Source organism: Colwellia sp. MB3u-45, from assembly GCF_014077005.1.
In the GTDB taxonomy this organism is placed as follows: Bacteria; Pseudomonadota; Gammaproteobacteria; order Enterobacterales; family Alteromonadaceae; genus Cognaticolwellia.
In genome coordinates, this window is record NZ_JACGVC010000051.1 from 71,729 (window position 1) to 91,523 (window position 19,795).

13 protein-coding genes are annotated in these 19,795 nt (G+C 38.5%); 7 read left to right on the plus strand and 6 right to left on the minus strand.

The window, feature by feature from the left end; genetic code table 11:
- Positions 1 to 142: 142 nt before the first annotated feature.
- Complete coding sequence (locus H4J41_RS14805) at positions 143 to 1,030, plus strand: DMT family transporter (protein WP_182135177.1); 888 nt, start codon at positions 143 to 145, stop codon at positions 1,028 to 1,030.
- A gap of 321 nt (positions 1,031 to 1,351) precedes the next feature.
- On the opposite strand, the gene H4J41_RS14810 is transcribed toward H4J41_RS14805, so the two are convergent.
- Complete coding sequence (locus H4J41_RS14810) at positions 1,352 to 3,406, minus strand: methyl-accepting chemotaxis protein (protein WP_182135175.1); 2,055 nt, start codon at positions 3,404 to 3,406, stop codon at positions 1,352 to 1,354.
- Positions 3,407 to 4,390: 984 nt separating this feature from the next.
- On the opposite strand from H4J41_RS14810, the gene nhaB reads away from it, so the two are divergent.
- Both nhaB and dsbB read left to right on the plus strand, forming a co-directional pair.
- The gene (gene nhaB / locus H4J41_RS14815) at positions 4,391 to 5,980 is read left to right on the plus strand and encodes a sodium/proton antiporter NhaB (protein ID WP_182135173.1); all 1,590 of its coding nucleotides are present in this window, start codon (positions 4,391 to 4,393) and stop codon (positions 5,978 to 5,980) included.
- A 127-nt stretch (positions 5,981 to 6,107) separates the two neighbouring features.
- Positions 6,108 to 6,626: a disulfide bond formation protein DsbB gene (gene dsbB / locus H4J41_RS14820; protein WP_182135171.1), complete on the plus strand. Its 519-nt coding sequence runs from the start codon at positions 6,108 to 6,110 to the stop codon at positions 6,624 to 6,626.
- A 71-nt stretch (positions 6,627 to 6,697) separates the two neighbouring features.
- Here dsbB and H4J41_RS14825 read toward each other — a convergent pair whose 3' ends face one another.
- The 3 genes from H4J41_RS14825 to H4J41_RS14835 all read right to left on the minus strand — a co-directional run bounded on the left by H4J41_RS14825 (position 6,698) and on the right by H4J41_RS14835 (position 9,992).
- Positions 6,698 to 8,074 (minus strand): SLC13 family permease, encoded by a 1,377-nt coding sequence (locus tag H4J41_RS14825; protein ID WP_182135169.1) that lies wholly within the window; start codon positions 8,072 to 8,074, stop codon positions 6,698 to 6,700.
- A 112-nt stretch (positions 8,075 to 8,186) separates the two neighbouring features.
- Complete coding sequence (gene nagZ / locus H4J41_RS14830; protein WP_182135167.1) at positions 8,187 to 9,206, minus strand: beta-N-acetylhexosaminidase; 1,020 nt, start codon at positions 9,204 to 9,206, stop codon at positions 8,187 to 8,189.
- Positions 9,207 to 9,362: 156 nt separating this feature from the next.
- A complete protein-coding gene (locus H4J41_RS14835; protein WP_182135165.1) occupies positions 9,363 to 9,992 on the minus strand; it encodes a TetR/AcrR family transcriptional regulator in 630 nt (209 codons plus the stop codon).
- Between the two features lie 632 nt (positions 9,993 to 10,624).
- Between H4J41_RS14835 and H4J41_RS14840 the strand changes: the two genes are divergently transcribed.
- Complete coding sequence (locus H4J41_RS14840; protein WP_182135163.1) at positions 10,625 to 12,469, plus strand: M2 family metallopeptidase; 1,845 nt, start codon at positions 10,625 to 10,627, stop codon at positions 12,467 to 12,469.
- A 118-nt stretch (positions 12,470 to 12,587) separates the two neighbouring features.
- On the opposite strand, the gene H4J41_RS14845 is transcribed toward H4J41_RS14840, so the two are convergent.
- Positions 12,588 to 13,808, minus strand: coding sequence for an Nramp family divalent metal transporter (locus H4J41_RS14845; protein ID WP_182135161.1), 1,221 nt, complete (start codon positions 13,806 to 13,808; stop codon positions 12,588 to 12,590).
- 185 nt (positions 13,809 to 13,993) lie between these two features.
- On the opposite strand from H4J41_RS14845, the gene H4J41_RS14850 reads away from it, so the two are divergent.
- Positions 13,994 to 14,458 carry a MarR family winged helix-turn-helix transcriptional regulator gene (locus H4J41_RS14850; protein WP_182135159.1) on the plus strand — a complete coding sequence of 155 codons (465 nt, stop codon included), beginning with the start codon at positions 13,994 to 13,996 and terminating at the stop codon, positions 14,456 to 14,458.
- Positions 14,459 to 14,529: 71 nt separating this feature from the next.
- Here H4J41_RS14850 and H4J41_RS14855 read toward each other — a convergent pair whose 3' ends face one another.
- Entirely contained in the window at positions 14,530 to 16,479 is a 1,950-nt protein-coding gene (locus H4J41_RS14855; RefSeq protein WP_182135157.1) for a choline BCCT transporter BetT, read from the minus strand.
- A 276-nt stretch (positions 16,480 to 16,755) separates the two neighbouring features.
- On the opposite strand from H4J41_RS14855, the gene H4J41_RS14860 reads away from it, so the two are divergent.
- Together H4J41_RS14860 and H4J41_RS14865 are read left to right on the plus strand one after the other, a co-directional pair.
- Positions 16,756 to 19,404, plus strand: coding sequence for a TonB-dependent receptor (locus H4J41_RS14860; protein WP_182135155.1), 2,649 nt, complete (start codon positions 16,756 to 16,758; stop codon positions 19,402 to 19,404).
- 152 nt (positions 19,405 to 19,556) lie between these two features.
- The coding region (locus tag H4J41_RS14865; RefSeq protein WP_404842444.1) for a hypothetical protein at positions 19,557 to 19,795 on the plus strand (239 nt) is incomplete at its 3' end.

The following is a 19,795-nucleotide window of genomic DNA, read 5'->3' on the forward strand; positions in this document are numbered from 1 at the left end:
CATTACTCACTCATTTTTGTCTATGGAACGAAATAAAAGCCATACGCTCACTTTCACGGTACTGCGACTTAACCAATAGGGTAAACTGCTGTATCGTGCTTTTTATTTATTAAACAGCATACAATAATATTTAGGAATTTTTTTGGACATTTGGATTTACTTCACTTTATTAGCGGCGCTTATGCAAGCCATTCGCACCGCCGGACAAAAGCAGCTTTCAAGCCACCTAAATGCCATGGCAAATACCGGTGTTCGCTACTTATATGCGCTACCTTTTGCTTGGTTGTATCTATGGTGGATACTTGAATATCGCCAGCTAGACATGCCAACAATTAATCCAAACTTCCTAAAATATGCACTGATCGCTTGTTTTGCCCAAATCATTGGCACAGTTTGTTTAGTTATTGCTTTTAAATATCGTAATTTTTCAGTCGCTTCTAGTTTAGCAAAAACAGAGGCTATTCTAGTTGCTGTTGTTGGCGCCTTACTCTTTTCAACAAGTTTAACTTATTTAGGGTGGTTTTCTGTTGCTGTTGGTGTTGTCGGTGTTTTACTCGTTTCAAAAGTAAAATTTACTTTTGACGATGTATTTCGTAACCCGGGCGCTGGATTTGGCCTTGCTGCTGGCTTAGGTTTAGCCATAACAACATTGCTGATAAGGCAATCAAGTTTAGCATTAGAAACCGATTTACTACTCAGTGCTGCGGTCACCTTAGTATTTATGATCACGGTTCAATCAGTCATATCTTTTGTTTATGTCTATTTTCAAGACAAAAATCAATTAGGGTTAATGGTTAAGTATTGGCGTATTTGTTTGTTTGTTGGCGTAACCAGCGTAATAGGCTCTATCGGTTGGTTTACCGCAGCAAGCTTTCAAAATGCGGCTTATGTCAAAGCATTAGGGCAAGTTGAGTTTTTCATCACCTTGTTTATTACCTATAGAATATTTAAAGAAAAAATATCCTTAATAGAGTTCTTGGGGATGGCTTTAATCATTACTAGCGTAGTGATTTTATTACTCTGGGCATAGTAGTTAATTCGTTTGATCGAAAAATAAAGCTATGTTTTTATTGTTTATTTATACTTGATTTTTTATTGCTAGCCACACAACAAATGTAGCTATGCCATATTATAATTGGTGTGCTTTGTTTTTTAAGTGATGCTAATAAGTAGTCATAAAATGCCAAAAATTTTCATAGCAGCATCCTTTGTATTTACAACGCCCTATAACAAAAACTAAAAAACGGCCTTGAATCGATTTATGATTGAATTCGAAGACCGTTTTAAGCACTTTATTTACAACTGGCAGTTACACAAAATTGTTACAGGCTAGCTCAATTTATTAAATAATTTAGACTGTAAACCGTGTTGTCTTGGTGTGTAATTGTTTTACCGCACCTTGCATTTGTGATGTTGACTCAAGCATTTCGTTTGCCCCATTGGAGGTTTCGCTTGATATATCACGAATATTTACCACACGTTGATTCACATCTTCTGCTACTCGTGATTGCTCTTCAGTCGCAACCGCTATTTGGGCTGTCATCTGAGAAATAGACGCAACAGATTCAGTTATTTGATTGAGTACGTCATCGGCTTTTGATACTTCTTCAACACTACTTCTGGCCTTGTCTCGACCTAATTGCATTTTTTCTACCGCTTGTGTGGCGCTATGTTGCAATCGCTCGATTATCACACGAATTTCAGCCGTTGATGTCTGTGTTCTTTGCGCCAGTGTTCTCACTTCATCAGCAACTACAGCAAACCCTCGACCTTGTTCACCGGCTCTTGCAGCTTCAATCGCTGCATTTAAAGCAAGTAAGTTAGTTTGCTCTGCTATCCCTCGAATAACCTCTAAAACAGTTTCAACACTTTTACTTTCACTTTCAACCGCTTCAATCGCTGTTGCCGACTCTTCAACTTGAATAGCTAAGTCTTGAATAGAACTTGCGACATTATTAACAACCAAGTTACCTCGTTGAACATGATCATTTGACTCTTTCGTTAGGGAGTCGGCAGTAACCGCACTTGATGCTACTTCTTGCACTGTTGCGGCCATTTCATTTATGGCCGTTGCAACTTGATCTACTTCATCTAACTGTTGACCCGCTCCTTGTCGTGTTTGTGCAGCAACCGCTGCGACACGTTCTGAGGCAATGCCCATCAGATCAACTGAACTTAAAATACTGTTAATTAATATTGAAAATTCTTGCGCCATTTTATTTAAATGACCCGCTAAAAATTGTATTTCATTAGAGGTATCTTCAAAATCTTCCGAGCCTTCTACCGTAACACGCGTTCTGAGATCTCCTTGTCCCAATAGTTTCAAACTTTGAGCAATGGCATTTAAGGGTTTCAACCAATGCTTTAACGAAAGATAAACTAGCGCCAAAATAACCAACGCACTCAAAATGGTCATTGCAATTAAATTATTACGCAGTGAAACGCTTTCCTTTGTAAATTCATCGGTATAACTTCCTGCAGCAATAACCCAGTCCCAGCCATTAACATGCTTATAGGCAACTAATTTATCCTGGGCCTGTCCTTGGGCATTATTCCATTGGTAATGCATAACACCTGAATCACCATCAAGTAATTTTTTAAAAACTTTTTTGCCTGACGCATCTTCCATTGCGACAAGATTTTTTCCTTCAATGGAAGGATGAATAACTAGAGTTCCCTGCTTAGGGCCTTTTTTAGCTGAAATTGCATACAAATAACCCGTATCACCAAACTTAATTTTAGCTAATTTTTCCTTAAATGTTGCTAGTGATGCCGTATAGTTAAAACCAACATACATAATTCCTATAACCGCACCGTTGACATCTTTAAAAGGAATATATTTAGTCATGTAGTTACGACCAAATAAAAAGGCAGGTCCTTTATAGGTGTTACCTTGCATTAAAGTGGAATAACCAGGATGACTTTTACCTAACAAGGTACCAAAAGCCCTATCATTGTTTTCTTTACGTAAAGAAGTAGAAACACGAATAAAGTCATCATTGTATTTCATAAATATAGTCGCACTTCCCCCGGTCATTTTGGTGAATTCATCGGGTAATGAAAAATTGCCGTTAATTGCTTTATCGCCATGCATTAATGTCGGCACATCAAAGTTACCTACTCGGCTAATATTAGCCATATCAATGCTCAGATCACTTGAAAACATATTAAAGAAAATATCACCTAACTGACTGGTCCTTTGTTCTAAGGTCTCATGAAAAAATTCAAAATTTCCTGATATCGACTTTAATTCACGATTCAGTTGTTGCTCAACGCCTTTAATTGCGCCTCTACTGGTGTCATAAGAAACATAAAGTGTTAATAGCGAAAAAACTGCCAATGTAATAATAAAAACAATCGTTGTTAATTGATAAACAATGGATAACTTATTAAATTTTTTAAGCATAAAAAGGTCTCATATTAAATAGTAAAAATTAAAGGTCTATAAAAACAATATGTAATGTCTTTTTTACGTTAGTGAACTATACCAAGTCTAAAAGACTGGCAATAGGACTTAAGGTGATTTAACAGATCCTTGGTAAGTAATCAGCTTAAAGCTAAGGGTTAAAAATTATGATTTTAATATTATTGAATAACTTGTTGAATGTATTGTGTTTAAAAGTAGCTTCATTGGTTTTCCTGCTAGCCATTTTCTCCTCAAGAGCCCAATCTATTAATCTGTATACAGGCAATAAATTTAGCTAGCTATTGTATATAAACCGACAAAAATCTAGTCAAAACACTTCACGGGGCCTTAACAATAAAACCAAAAGTTAAGGTGATAATTTGTTCACAGATGTAATTAAAAACACACCTTTAATGATTCAAGCAATAATCTAACTTAGTAAAAATGGAAATACTAACATCTATTTCAGAATATAATCAAGTGCATGAATCAGCAGATAAAGCCGTTCAAACATCGGCCTGATAACAGTACTTTTTTTCTATAACAACTATAAAGCGACTATATAGCAACTAAGTAGTTAAATTAATTTTTAAAGCTATTTTAGTAAAATTTTTGATACCTATGAGTGCGAGATGCATCAAACGCTCAACTTCATTGGCGCTAATCATAAACCAATATCCCCTAAAGCTGCCATGTTAAATTCACCTTAGCTTTATCGCTATTTTTTAAGTATTCTAAAATCAAAAGTTTTTCTTATACCTGCTGACTTTGCCACTTTTTAAAGCGTACTTCTTGATGCGAAAATTACATTTACTGCCCTAAAGGTCCTTTTCAATACCCAACAAGCTTGATCTGACTTATTTACAATAGTTCAATTAACGCTTAAACTCTTGAACTCTTAAATTTATAAAAATAATTAAAAAAAATAATTAAAAAACGTTTAAGTCACACTAACCCTAGCTCTTAATTTTCAAAAGGTTCATCATGCAGCAATCATTCATGAATGCGTTTTATAAAAACTTTCTTGGCAATTCGCCAGAATGGTACAAAATCGCAATAATTACATTTTTAGTAATCAACCCATTACTATTTTTCGTTGTCGACCCCTACATTGCCGGTTGGGCATTGGTTGTTGAGTTTATATTTACTCTAGCAATGGCACTAAAATGTTACCCTTTACAACCCGGTGGCTTACTCGCTATTGAAGCAGTTGCCATAGGTATGACAAGTCCAAATCAAGTCATGCATGAGATGATCTTAAACTTTGAAGTGATCTTATTATTAATCTTTATGGTTGCCGGCATTTACTTTATGAAAGGCTTGTTACTATTTTTATTCACTAAAATAGTCACTAAAGTTCGTTCCAAAGTGATGGTGTCTTTACTGTTTTGTTTCTCTGGGGCCTTCTTGTCGGCCTTCTTAGATGCGCTTACCGTAATTGCTGTAATTATAAGTGTCGCTATTGGTTTTTACTCTGTTTATCACAAGGTTGCTTCGGGTAAAGATATTAAAGTTGACCACGATCATACCAGTGACCATGAATTAGCTGAATACTCTCGTGTTGATTTAGAGCAGTTTCGCGGCTACTTACGTAATTTAATGATGCATGCTGGTGTGGGTACCGCTTTAGGTGGTGTATGTACCATAGTTGGTGAGCCACAAAACTTAGTTATTGGTCAACAAGCCGGCTGGGAATTCCTTGAGTTTGCTATTCGTATGTCACCAGTAACTATTCCAGTGTTTTTTGCTGGTATGATAACCTGTGTACTTTTAGAGAAAATAAAATGGTTTGGTTACGGCGTTGCTTTACCAGAAAATGTTTACAATGTGTTGAACGACTACGATATTGCAGAAAGTAAAAAACGTAATAAGCTTGATAATGCCAAACTGATTATTCAAGGTGCGATTGCCGTTTGGTTAATTGTTGGTCTGGCATTACATTTAGCACCCGTTGGTATGATTGGCTTATCTGTCATCATTCTAGCCACTGCTTTTACGGGTATTACTGAAGAGCATCAAATTGGCCATGCCTTTGAAGAAGCGCTACCTTTTACTGCTCTATTAGCTGTGTTCTTCGCGATAGTTGCTGTTATTGTCGATCAGGGTTTATTTACGCCTGTTATTACTTGGGTGTTAACCTTTGAAGGTAACATGCAGCTTGTTATGTTCTATCTGGCAAATGGCTTACTTTCTATGGTAAGTGATAATGTATTCGTTGGTACGGTTTACATTACAGAGATTCAAAAAGCACTAATGGCTGGCCAAATTACCCGCGACCAGTTTGATTTATTAGCGGTGGCAATTAACACAGGTACAAACTTACCCAGTGTGGCAACACCGAATGGTCAAGCAGCGTTCTTGTTCTTATTAACCTCAGCACTAGCGCCATTAATTCGTTTATCTTATGGTCGTATGGTTATTATGGCGTTCCCTTATACCATAGTGTTAACTATCGTTGGTTTACTGGCTATCTCAACGGGACAGTTAACGAAATACACCCAGTATTTTTATGATGAAAATATTATTCAGCATCACAGTGCAAAGCCTGAAACTAGTGCCCCTGGTGGTCACTAATAAGTTTTGTTCAAGTTATAAGCTGATATAAAATTTAACAAAAGCGCCCTTGTGGCGCTTTTTTATTATTGTTATTGTTAGCATATCTAGCAATATTACTTAAATAATCAATCATGGGCGATATGTCGTGAATTTCTTAAGCCAATTATCTTTAAATCAACGAGCTTGGCAATTGCTCGCTGTTAGTGCCTTATGTTTTGAATTAATCGCACTCTACTTTCAATATGTGATGGGGCTTGAACCCTGCATTATGTGCATTTATCAGCGCACCGCCATCTGGGGGATATTTTTAGCCGGTGTCGTTGGGGCTTTAGGTTGTCAATTTGTATTAATACGTATTGCCGCTTATGGTTTATGGGCTACTGGGGCTATTTGGGGCTTCATCATTGCTTTAGAACATGTCGACATGCAATCATCAACCATGTCGTTTTTATTTAGTTGTGAGTTTATACCAAACTTCCCAACTTGGGCGCCACTACATCAATGGTTACCGACCTTGTTTGAAGCGACAGGCGACTGCGGTGATATTAACTGGCAATTCTTAGGCTTTACCATGCCACAAGTTATGCTAGTTATATTTGGTATTTATAGTGCTGCGTTTGCTATTGTTTTATTAGCACGTTTGCAAAAAGAGAAAATGTTTTAACCGTTTTTTATCATACTCGCGTTATAACCCAAGGTCATAACGCGAGTATTTAAATTTGACGTTAAAGGCTATTAGAGCAATAACAAGTAACAAGTAATACCCACTAAGCAAGAAATAATAAAACTGAGCACGGCCCCTTCTTTTACCATCTCTTTAATTTGTATTTCACCGGTGCCATAAGCGATGGCATTAGGCGCTGTTGCCACAGGTAGCATAAACGCACAACTGGCACATATCGCCGCAGGTATCATTAACACTTTAGGATCATAACCAGAGGCAATAGCCGCTGCCGCTAAAATGGGCATCAGTAATGTGGCTGTTGCTGTGTTACTGGTTATTTCTGTTAGATAAGTCACCACCAAACAAATAGTAACAATCATGATAATTGCCGGTAAGTGAGCAAATGACGCTAACCACTCGCCCAATAAATCACTTAAACCTGAAGCAACAAAACCTTTAGCTAAGGCAATACCGCCAGCAAATAGCAATAACATACCCCAGGGAATAGTTTTAGCGCTGTCCCAATCGAGTAAGCGTGAGCCTTTACCGTTGGGCACAATAAACATCAACACCACAGCAAATAAAGCGACAGTGCTATCACCTGCTATCTCAATATCTAAGGCGCCACTCCAACCACCAAAAGGTTCTTTACGTGTGATCCATGCTAATGCAGTTAAACCAAAAATCCACAAAGTGCGTGTTTCTTCCGCGCGCCATGGCCCTAATACCGGTAAGTGTACCGCTTGTTCAAGTTTGACATTTCTGGTGAGCCAAAAGGCCATAATTGGAATAGCAAGTACCACAATAGGTACGCCAATTTTCATCCATTCTAAAAAGCCAAATTCAATGCCGGTTTGTTCTTCATAAATGCCCATAAAGATCACATTAGGCGGCGTTCCTATCGGGGTCGCAACACCACCCACACTTGCTGCATAGGCAATACCAAGAATCAGTGCTACTTTAAGATCTTGATTATCAATATGTTTTAGAATAGCCAAGGCAATAGGTAACATAATTAAGGTTGTGGCGGTGTTGGATATCCACATACTTAATAGTGCACTCGCTAACATAAAGCCAAAGACCATTCGCCTGCCGCTATTAACGCCCACCAAGCGCACCATGTAAACCGCTAACCGTTCATGTGCGCCACTTTTTTCAATGGCTTTTGACAGCATAAAAGCGCCCATTAAGAGCAAAATTACGTGGCTACCTAACGCGGATGCGACCACTTTATGATCGACAATGCCAAATAGGGGCAGCAAGGCAAAAGGCACTAATGACGTGGCAGGTATAGGCAGTGCTTCGGTGACCCACCAAATAACCGTTAATAGCGTAATAGCCGCAGCGATAGAGGCTTTACTGTCCAGGCCAATAGCTTGCAAAGTAAAATGAAATATTACCGCTAAAACAGGAGCTAACGGGATGAATAGCTGTTTAGTGAGTTTCATAAATTTATCCAATATTTTTATTATTATATTTTTATTTTGATATTTGGTTAATATTCTTTATTATTTAAGTTTATTGCTTTGTAATTTAAACAGCTACATGAGTAGCTAAAAATCAACGATACTGGTTAAGGTATTGGCTCGCTTGTTGCCAGACTACATTTTCTTTAACCCTTGACCAATTAGTGTTTTTATCTGGCGTTTTCAGCAGTTTATTAAGCCTTTCACTACCCACTAACGATGTTGAAATATTAGCATTATCAAGCACCTCTACACAGCCATCACGGTTGTTGCATAACAATAGCATGTCGCAACCTGCTGCTTGTGCTGCCTCAGCGCGTTCAATATAACCACCGATACTTGCCGCGCCTTGCATGGATAAATCATCACTAAAAATCACGCCATTAAAACCGAGTTGTTCACGTAAAATATTTTGTAGCCAATAGCGAGAAAAACCTACTGCTTTGCTGTCAACATCGGGGAAAATAATATGTGCAGGCATCAAGGCATCCACTTTTCCTTTGTTAATAAGTTGCTTAAATGGCATTAAGTCTTGTTGGAAAATTTCAGCGCTTGTGCGTGTATCAATGGGTAAATCAATATGAGAGTCGGCTTTAACACTGCCATGACCCGGAAAATGCTTACCGGTTGCTTTCATACCCACTAGATGTAAGCCACTAATAAATGCCTCAGCTAGTTCAGTGACGTAATCGGGTTCTTGATGAAAGGCTCTATCACCAATAACGTCGCTAATGTTATTAATATCTAATACGGGCGCAAAACTGATATCTATACCGACCGCTTGCACTTCCAATGCCATCAGAATCGCACTTTGTTTAGCGAGTTCTTTTGCTAAGGCGAGGTTTTGTTCTGACATTCGCCATAACTTACCCATAGCCGGGATTAAAGAAAAACCCTCTCGAAAGCGTTGTACACGACCACCCTCATGATCAACCGCTAATAACATAGGCTTTTTAGCTGCCATGCGGATTTGCTGACTTAAGTCAGCCATTTGTTCTGGTGATTGATAATTTCGAGTAAAAAAGATTAATCCACCGATCAGTGGATGTTGAAGTATTTCTTTATCTTCTTGAGACAATGATGTGCCTTGCACATCAAACATGACTGGACCCATAACAACACTTTACAATATTAAGATACGGCTACTTTACCTAATTAGCACGCATAAACAAAGATGCTGAAGCTATTAAATAATAAGCCTGCTAAGGACCCTGTAACAAAATCTGTGTAATGTTTATCTTATATTTTAGCTAACTCAGCTGAGCACAACTTAACGTTTCAAGGGCATAGGTGCGCCAACACCGGCCGCAACATAGGGAATAACATTACGGATAACATCTGAAATTTGCAGATCACGATCGAAATCACTTTTAGCAATATCAATCAAAGCGTCACTCGAAGACATGGTAAAAACCACTGTGCCCATGGTAAAATGTAAACGCCAAAACATCTCTTCAGCACTTAGCTCTGGGTAGGATTTTTGTACCGCTAAAACAAAATTATCAATAACACCTGGGTATTGAGTGGTTAAAAACCAGCGTAAAAAACCTTGGCTGTCAGTATAACCTCGGCCTAAAAGCTGCAAGAAATTACTGGTACCATTGTCTTTAAACTTGTTTAAGGATAATAGCGGATCGATAAAAGCAGAAAACACATCAATTAGGTTAGGTGCTTCTATTTCACAGACTTGTCTTAAAGCACTTTCTAAACGCGGAGATAACTCATTCATGTAACGAGACATAACCGCTTTAATTAGTTCTTTCTTCGAGCCAAAATGATAATTAACCGCAGCTAAGTTCACATCGGCTTGACCGGTTATTTCACGTAGAGAGGTACCATTAAAACCCTTATTTGCAAACAAACTTTCTGCTGCATCTAATATTTTATTCTTCGTGCTCATAGGTAAATAACGCCGTAGTTCTAGTGTGATCAACAAATTAATACAAGTAGTTTAAACAAGCGTTTAAACTAACGCAACTAGGATTAAATGCAGAACTAAAAAAAGTCCAAACAAAGTCCAAACAAAGTCCAAAAAAAGTCAATTAATGGCCACTAGATTAAAAATGCGTGCCCATTTAACTTTCTCTAAAGCAATATTAATACCTTGAAGTTATCTCAATTGATATTTTCTTGGTGCTTGGTAAATAATGTACCTCGACTTACTCTCCGTATAATATTTTAACCTTAAAATGATATTACTGAGTTGTTTTGCAATTATTCCTCTCATTCATTACAAACTATTACAGAAAAAACACAGTTAAAAACACCTAATGTAGCTATAATTTTTTGGCATTTCCTGAAGCAATTTTTGAAACGCAAATTTCATACTTTCCCTAGTATATTTTATATGATGGCCCAGCACCCCTTTCGCTGGGCTTTTTTTTGTCCAAAATTTATCAATTCCCCCCCGAATGTCCTTAACAAAATCAAGACTATTGCCAAGATGATAATCTCAATCTACACTAGCCATGACCCTAGATTAAGTTGATTAAGGCGCAAATCAAGCGCTAACAAAAACAATAATGGATATTTATGCAATCGACATTTAAATTAACCACAGCAGCTATCTTGGTAGCAGCAAGCCTTAGTGCTTGTAATGGTGATAACACAGTAAAAAATGCAGCTAAAGCGGCCACTGTAGTAAGTAAAGCGTTAACCGCTCAAGATGCAGAAAAATTCTTAGCCACTACCGAAAAAGAGCTGGTGCAACTTAACCTTGAAGGCAGTCGTGCGGCTTGGATCAATGCAAACTTTATTACGCAAGACACTTCAGCACTTGCCGCAGCAGCAGATCAAAAGTCGACAGAAGCTGGGGTTCGATTTGCCATGCAAGCCGCTAAATTTGACGCTGTAGAAGTCAGTGCAGATCAACGCCGTAAACTCAATATATTAAAGCAGAGTTTAGTGATGCCAGCACCACAAGATCCAGCTAAATCGGCTGAGTTAGCAAAAATTGGCGCTGAATTAAATAGTTTATATGGTAAAGGCAATTACACCACTAAATCGGGCGAAACCTTAAGTTTAGGCGAGATGACCGCTACTATGGCAACCTCTCGTAACTACGATGAATTATTAGAAATGTGGCAAGGTTGGCGCACCATTAGTCCAGCGATGAAGCCTTTATATATTCGCCAAGCAGAATTGGGTAACGAAGGTGCACAAGGACTAGGTTATGCCGATTTGGGCGCAATGTGGCGTTCTAATTATGATATGCCTGCTGATGATTTTGCTAAAGAGCTTGACCGTTTATGGGGGCAAATTAAACCCTTATACGATGATCTACATTGTTATGTGCGCAGTGAATTAGGCAAAACGTACGGCGAAGATAAAGTGCCACAAGACCAACCTATTCCGGCGCATTTATTAGGTAATATGTGGGCACAATCGTGGGGCAATATTTATGACTTAGTGGCACCTGAAAATGCTGATCCTGGTTATGATGTTACCAAACAACTTGCCAGCCATAATTACGACGAAATTAAAATGGTAAAAGGCGCTGAAAGCTTTTTTACTTCGCTTGGCTTTGAAGCCTTACCAGAAACATTTTGGCAACGTTCATTATTTACTAAGCCCGCCGATCGAGATGTGGCATGTCATGCCTCAGCATGGGACTTAGATGCCAAAGATGATATTCGCATTAAAATGTGTATCCAAAAAACTGGTGAAGACTTCTCAGTTATTCATCACGAATTAGGTCATAACTTTTATCAACGTGCTTATCAAAACCAGCCCGTTTATTATCAAAATAGTGCTAACGACGGTTTCCATGAAGCTATTGGTGACACCATTGCCCTGTCAGTAACGCCTAAATACTTAAAAGAGATTGGCTTAATTGACACCATTCCTGATGAATCAAAAGACATTGGTTTATTAATGAAAATGGCATTGAATAAAATTGCCTTTATTCCCTTTGGTTTGATGGTTGATCAATGGCGTTGGAAAGTTTATTCCGGTGAAGTTACCCCGGAAAACTATAATAGCGCTTGGTGGGAATTACGTGAAAAATACCAAGGTGTAACCGCCCCCATTGATCGTAACATCAATGCTTTTGACCCCGGTGCCAAATACCATGTACCCGCTGGCGTACCTTATTCTCGTTATTTCTTAGCCCATATTCAGCAATTTGAATTTCATCGTGCATTATGTGAAATTTCAGGTAATACGGACCCTATTCATCGTTGTTCTATTTATAACAACAAAGATGCCGGTGCCGCGTTAAATACTGTCCTTGAAATGGGCTCAAGTCAGCCATGGCAAGCCGCGTATAAAGTATTGACTGGCAATGAACAAATGGATGCAACCGCCATTCTTGATTATTTTGCCCCCTTGCACACTTGGTTAAAAGATAAAAACCAAGGTAAACAATGTGGTTTTTAATCATTAGTTAACACTAAAAAGCCCTTAAATCAGCTGATTTAAGGGCTTTTTATTTATTGCAAACGATTAATATTGTTCTAGATAGCTGCATTTTTATATCGTTATCAATACTCAGTGCTTACAACAAACCAAACGCTGACATTAAGCTACGCCCACTCAAGAGCAAGGTAATCAAAATAACACCGGCCGCAGCCATGTTCTGCCATAAATTATTGCGGTACTCACCTAGCACTTTTGTATTCATAATCCATAAGAGAAAAATACTGATCAAAGGTAGCAGAATGCCATTGGCTACTTGCGCAAACCAAATAACAGCAACGGGTTTAAAACCTGCGCTGCTGACAACAACACCAATAATTAAAATAATCATCCAGGTTAATCTAAAGCCAAAAGCGTTAAGGTTTTTGTCTAAATTTAAAATACCACTTAACGCAAAGGCCGCAGCTAAAGGGGCGGTGATCGCAGATGATATGCCCGCACAAAATAAGCCAAGGCCAAGAAATAAACTTGCAGAGTCACCAAATAGCGGCTGTAGCGCGGGTGCTATGTCGGCAGCACTTTGCAAACTGAGTTGCTGACCAAAAAAGGCCGAAGCCGCGGTTGAAAGTACAGCCACTGATATTAAAGCCCCAAGCGGAATAGATAGCAGTAAATCTTTCCTTGCTGTTGGTATATCATCAACTGACTGCCATTTTTTACTCGCCGTTGAAGCATGTAAAAATAAATTATAGGGCACAACTGTCGTGCCAATGAGAGCAATAACCGTGAGTGTTGCGCCTGTGGGTAATTCAAAGGTGACAAAACTACTCATTAACTCGTACCATTGTGGTTTGCTTAAAAAAAATGTCACAATAAATGCAATACTCATTAAGCCAACTAACACCACTAAAGCTCGCTCAATGACTTTGTAACTTCCGGTAATAAGTAAGACAAAAGCAAGCGAACCAATCATGATTGGAAAAATAATAGCTCCAAAAGCCACTTTAAAACCTAACTGTTCTGCAACACCTACTAAGCCTAAACTTGCGCCTGAAATATTACCACTTTGATAAGCGCCATTACCGACCACAATAGCGCTCACCACCAGCATAACAACACAAGCCTTAGCAAACGGCTGCTTAATCGCCTGTCGTATATTTTCGCCTAAACCTTGTTGACTAACGATACCCAGCCTTGCCGCCATTTCTTGCAAAATTAACGTCGCAAACATAGCAAATAGCAATGCCCAAACAAGTGATACACCATAATTTGCGCCAGCCATTGACGCGGTAATTATGGTCCCTGGACCAATAAACGCTGCTGTAACAAGAAACGCAGGTCCTATTTTTGGAAATTTCATATTGACATACTCTGTTATTTTTATATTGAGAGATCGTGACTTTTCAGCCATCATACCTATACGTTATTTGAAAAACCCAAGTGATTTTAGTTAAATAATGTTTATTTCAATAATTTCTCTAGTCGGTCGTTATAATTTTGATTAGACTACGGAATTTTAAAGTTAGGAGTTAGGAGTCTACTGTTATGGAAAAACACCAGGAATTATTAATTTCCTTAAGAAAAGTTATACGCGCCATTGATTTACATTCAAAACATCTTAATAAAACGTCCGGTTTAACCAGCCCACAATTATTAATTATGTTAGAGATCGATAAAGAATACAGTATCAATTCAAGCCAAGTTGCCAAAAAAGTTAATTTAAGTCCCGCAACGGTGACCAATATTATTGATCGCTTAGAAAATAAAAACCTTATTTCAAGAGTGCGTTATACACAAGACAAACGTAAAGTCGGCCTGTATTTAACTGATGATGGAAAAGCGCTTTTGCTTAAGGCACCGCAAGCATTGCAAGAACATTTTATTGAAAAATTTTCTAATTTAGAGCAATGGGAACAATCGCAATTGCTGTCTTCAATGGAGCGTTTATCAAATATGATGGATGCTGACAAAATAGATGCTGCACCGCTATTAGAATTACAGAGCCTATAACAATTTTGTTATAGGCTCTGATTATATATAACGAGCGCCAGTAATATCGATAAAACTGACGCCGTTAGTGGTTAACGTAACAAATGCAAAAAGTGCAAATGTTTATGGTATTGATCAATAATATTATTGATCACTGCCGCCTTCGACCACCCCATAATGTCATAATCTTGCCCACCTTCACCTAAATGAACTTCTGCTCGATAATAATTGTGCTCATCATCATCGGCTTCATTAGCAAAGTCTGGTTGTGAATGCTTTCGAGCAAGCACCCGATAAACAAACTGCTGTTCTTCACCATGTTCAACCAATAAACTTAGGCCATTTTCATCCGAAACAACCACATTGATTTGGTTTTTCTTTAGTTCATCAGCAACGGATTTAAACGCAGGTACAACTGTCTTACTAATAAATTTATTCACATTGCCCTTGTTTGGGTAATCAACAATATTATTTAACCGCACCTGCCAGCTATCATCACGATCATTGTTTGAATGAGGTACCGCTGTTATAAGCTGGCTGTCTTGCTTAAAAGCTTCAACTCTCAATGCTTTAATCAAGCCAGCAATAGCAAGCAGTAGTACGATAGCAAAAGGCAAGGCACTGGCAATAGTCATAGTCTGCAGAGCACCAAGTCCACCCGCTAACAATAAAATCCCTGCGACCATGCCGATACCTACCGCCCAATAAACTCGTTGCCACAAGGGTGTGTTATTACTGCCATGCGAACAGAGCATATCCACTACCATCGCACCAGAATCACAAGAGGTGACAAAAAATATCACTATCATCAAGACACTAAAGAAAGACAGCAAGGTAGATAATGGGAAGTTTTCTAGAAAAATAAATAATGCCACTGATGAGTCTTTACTGACCATCTCTCCTAATTCAACCACCCCTTGGTTATGCACCAAATCAATGGCACTGTTACCAAAAATAGTCATCCAAAACAAAGTAAATACGGTGGGTATTAACATGACACCAACTATGAATTCTCTAATCGTGCGACCACGAGAGATTCTAGCAATGAACAAGCCAACAAAAGGTGCCCAAGCAAGCCACCACCCCCAATAGAATATCGTCCAACCACCTATCCAAGTGGTCTTTTTATAAGCGAATAAATTAAAGGTGTTATGTACTATATCAGCTAAATAATCACCAATATTTTGTAAGTAAGCCTGTAATAAAAACACCGTTGGACCGAGCACAAAAACCAACGTTAACAAGATAACCGCTAATACCATGTTGGTTTCAGAAAGTATTTTAATCCCCTTATCTAAACCGGTCGCAACAGAGATAATGGCAAGTCCAATAATACCAATCATTATAATGATTTGATTGGTCGTAGAAACCTCAATACCGAACAGATAACCAAAACCTGCATTTACCTGCGACGCGCCTAAACCTAACGAGGTGGCAACACCAAAAACCGTACTGACCACAGCAAAAACATCAACTAAATGCCCTGGCCATTGATAAATTCGTTCACCAATCAAGGGGTACAATGCAGAACGTAGCGTTAGGGGTAAATTATGGCGATAACTAAAATAAGCTAATACCAAGGCCACAATGGCGTAGATAGCCCAAGCATGTAGTCCCCAATGGAAAAATGTCATTTTCATTGCTTCTTGAACCGCAGCAACCGTGCCTTGTTCTGCCGTAGGTGGCGACAAATAGTGCATCAATGGCTCTGCCACACCAAAGAACATTAAGCCAATGCCCATTCCAGCGGCAAACAACATAGAAAGCCAAGTCAGCATAGAATAATCGGGGGTCGCATGATCAGGCCCTAAACGAATATCCCCGTAACGTGAGAATCCTAGAAAAATAACAAAAAAGAAGATAAAAGCGACGGTGAGTACATAGAACCAACTGCCGTTGTCAACAATGCTTGTTTGAATAAGCGTAAACAAGCTCTGTGCCTGTTCAGGTAGTGCTACTGTATAAAGTAAAAGAGCAATAATGATAGATGATGCACTAACGAATACTGTCTTATTTAATTGACTATTGGCGGATAAAGACAAAGCCTTCCCCTAAATTTAATTTGTGTTGATATTATATCTTGTTAATCAAGGTGTAAATAGTCACTTGTGTGAACAATTACCCGTGTAACGAGATTTCACTAAAAAAGAGCACTTTATTATATTTTTGAATAAATTCCTATATTTTGTTAAGATACCGCAAAAGCCAAATATACTTAGAACTCTAATGGTATTTATATTTAGAGTTCTAAGTGTATTTGTAGTTAGAGTTCTAAACGTATTAGGCTCTTCACAATAAAATACCAAGGGAAAATCAATATGAAATTCACTAAACTACACTGCGCTGTGTTAACCGCACTAGCAGCGTCAGGCACTTTATACGCTGAAGAAACAAAAAAAAGAGCGTCAATAGAGACTATTGAAGTTACAGCGACTAAACGCGTTGAATCAATTCAAGAAGTGCCCGTAACTGTTACCGCCTTAACCGGTGATAGCTTAGAAAAACTTGGCGTTTCTAATTTTGACCAATACGTAGAGTTTTTACCAAACGTAGTTTTTCAGGGTACAGGTCCTGGCCAAAATGAAATATATATTCGTGGCGCAGCAACTACCCAAACCAACATCTCAGTTTCATCAGTTCAAGCACTACAACCTTCTGTTGCTTTCTATTTAGACGAGCAACCAGTATCAATGCAAGGACGTAACTTAGATATTTATGCTACTGATGTTGAGCGTATAGAAGTTTTGCCTGGGCCACAAGGCACACTTTTTGGTGCTAGCTCTCAATCAGGTACCGTACGCTTAATCACTAACAAGCCAACCCATGATGGTTTTGCTGCAGGTTTTGATACCAGCACAAGTACCACCAAAGGCGGCGACATGAGTAACTCTGTTGAAGCGTATTTTAATATGTCTTTATCTGACTCGTTGGCCGTACGTGTTACTGCTTACAACGACTACCAAGGTGGTTGGATAGATAATGTACTCAATGTTCCGGGTGAAGGTGGTTATACCGGTAGTACTGTTGTCATTGATAGAATTTCTGCTGGTTTCTCTAAATTAGATGACCCAGAAAATACCCCTATTACCGCACCACAAAATGCTGCCTTAGTAGAAGAAAACTTTAACACGGCAAGTTATGCCGGTGCTCGCTTTGGTTTATCTTATTTAATCAATAATGACTGGGATCTTTTAGTTCAACATACTCAACAGTCACTTGATACTGAAGGTGTGTTTTCTTACGATCCAAACCTTAAGGGTGAGACATCAACAAACCGTTTTATGCCTGAAAATAACAATGATGATTTTGGTTTAACAACTTGGACATTAGAAGGCCGACTTGAGCAACTTACCGTGGTTTATACCGGTGGTTATCTCGACAGAGATATCAATTCAACGATTGATTACACTGGCTATACTAATGGCGGCTTTTATTCTTCTTTTTATGTTTGTAACTATTCAGCTGCAGCGGCAGAGCAAGAATGTCTTGACCCAACTAAGTATTATAAAGAAGAAACTAGCACCTCTCGTACTACCCACGAATTGCGTATGAATACCTCAGCTGAAAATCGCTGGCGTGTAACCGCAGGTGTATTTTACGACACGCAAGAGTTATCAACCGTTGGTCAATTCAAAATAGCGAATACCGAACTTTTTCCTGATTTGGAAAGAACGCTTGCAGGAAATGAAGGCGTTAACAGTGGTGACGGCCCTTTCCCTTCAGAAGTAAGTTTTGTTAATGATGTTACACATACCATAGATCAAATCGCCGTATTTGGTCAGTTCGAGTATGATATTACTGACACAGTCACTGCAAGTTTTGGTGCCCGTTGGTATCAAATTGATGACATTTATAAAGGTGCTACTACAAGCGCCGATGTCAGTGGTCGTTTGCGCGCCTTTGGTGACGGAAGTGAAGCAGCATTAACTGAATTTTTTGGTGCTGAAGAAGCAGCAGCACTTCAAGCTTCTATTGCTAGTGGCCAACTAGAAACTGACTTACTTGATAGTGACGGCACGTTAACAGTTGATGATACGATTATCAAAACTTCAATTGATTGGCAAGTTAATGACGATGTTATGGTATTTGCATCATACTCAGAAGGTTTTAGACCGCCGGTTACTAACCGAGTTGGTGGTGGTTCAGCTACAAGTCAAGAAGGCGCCTTTGAAGGCTTCCGCATTCCAGTGTACTCAACGACTGATAGCTTAGATAACGTAGAATTAGGTTTTAAATCAACATTATTTAATCAAAACTTACGCTTCAACGCTACTGCCTATTATTCAAAAATATCTGATCTGCAAACATCGCGATATGACCCTACCAATATCAGCTTCTTAGTATTTACTGATAATGTTGGTGATGCTGAAATTAAAGGTATTGATGGTGACTTTAGTTGGGTTGCAACAGATAACTTAATTATCTCTGGTGCTTTTAGTTTGATAGATACCGAGCTAACGTCAGTTAATGCCCAGCTTAATGGTATTGCGCCACCAGAAGGTAGTAGATTACCGTATTCAGCTGAATTTTCAGGTAACTTACAAGCCCAGTATTTCTATCCAATTGGCCAAGGTATGACAGGTTATGTTAACGGTTCAATTAGTTATACCGGAGAGAGACTTGCCGGTATGGTGATGGATGCGTATATGGTAGAAGACTCTACTAATTTAATTTATGGCACAGGTTCAGGTTTAAGTATTGAAAAAGAAGCTGATGTTTATTCCGGAGTGAATTATCCAGACAGTAATGGCGATACCTTTAACGGTGGTCGTTATATACAGGATAGTTATGTGGTAGCAAATTTAAGCTTTGGTGTAACTAACGACGAATGGAAAGCTGAGCTTTTCATCGACAACCTAACTGATAAAAGTGCAATATTATATATTGATACTCAACAGTATACGCCAAAAGTAGTTTCTAACCGACCTCGTACTATTGGTTTTAGATTCTCGTACGACTTTTATTAAGCCTAGATTGATTACTAAAAGCTAGTTAAGTCAAGTCAAAACTAAAATGATAAATAAAGCCGTTTGATATCTGTATCAAGCGGCTTTTTATTGATAAAATAGGCGTTTTTTAACCTAAAAATAATACGCTAACCTACTCTGGAGCTAAGTCATTGGACACAAGATCTCACTCTGCTAATGAAGACCAATTAAAATCAATTCAACAATTGATCCAAACAACAAAATTCAATGACGCCATTACACAAAGTAAACAACTACAAAAACAAACCACAGACCAAGAGCACCAAATTGAATTATGGTATTTAATTGCCGTTGCCCAACGCTATGCAAAAACTATCCCTGCGGCATTAAGCAGTATTAATGAATTACTTAAACTCGATGAAACACATAG

Excerpts from the sequence above, each read along its gene's own strand:
- H4J41_RS14850 (WP_182135159.1), top strand. The coding sequence starts at position 13,994 with ATGGAAAAACACCAGGAATTATTAATTTCCTTAAGAAAAGTTATACGC.
- H4J41_RS14845 (WP_182135161.1), bottom strand. The coding sequence starts at position 13,808 with ATGAAATTTCCAAAAATAGGACCTGCGTTTCTTGTTACAGCAGCGTTT.
- nagZ (WP_182135167.1), bottom strand. The coding sequence starts at position 9,206 with ATGGGTCCAGTCATGTTTGATGTGCAAGGCACATCATTGTCTCAAGAA.
- H4J41_RS14810 (WP_182135175.1), bottom strand. The coding sequence starts at position 3,406 with ATGCTTAAAAAATTTAATAAGTTATCCATTGTTTATCAATTAACAACG.
- nhaB (WP_182135173.1), top strand. The coding sequence starts at position 4,391 with ATGCAGCAATCATTCATGAATGCGTTTTATAAAAACTTTCTTGGCAAT.
- H4J41_RS14860 (WP_182135155.1), top strand. The coding sequence starts at position 16,756 with ATGAAATTCACTAAACTACACTGCGCTGTGTTAACCGCACTAGCAGCG.
- H4J41_RS14840 (WP_182135163.1), top strand. The coding sequence starts at position 10,625 with ATGCAATCGACATTTAAATTAACCACAGCAGCTATCTTGGTAGCAGCA.
- H4J41_RS14835 (WP_182135165.1), bottom strand. The coding sequence starts at position 9,992 with ATGAGCACGAAGAATAAAATATTAGATGCAGCAGAAAGTTTGTTTGCA.
- H4J41_RS14825 (WP_182135169.1), bottom strand. The coding sequence starts at position 8,074 with ATGAAACTCACTAAACAGCTATTCATCCCGTTAGCTCCTGTTTTAGCG.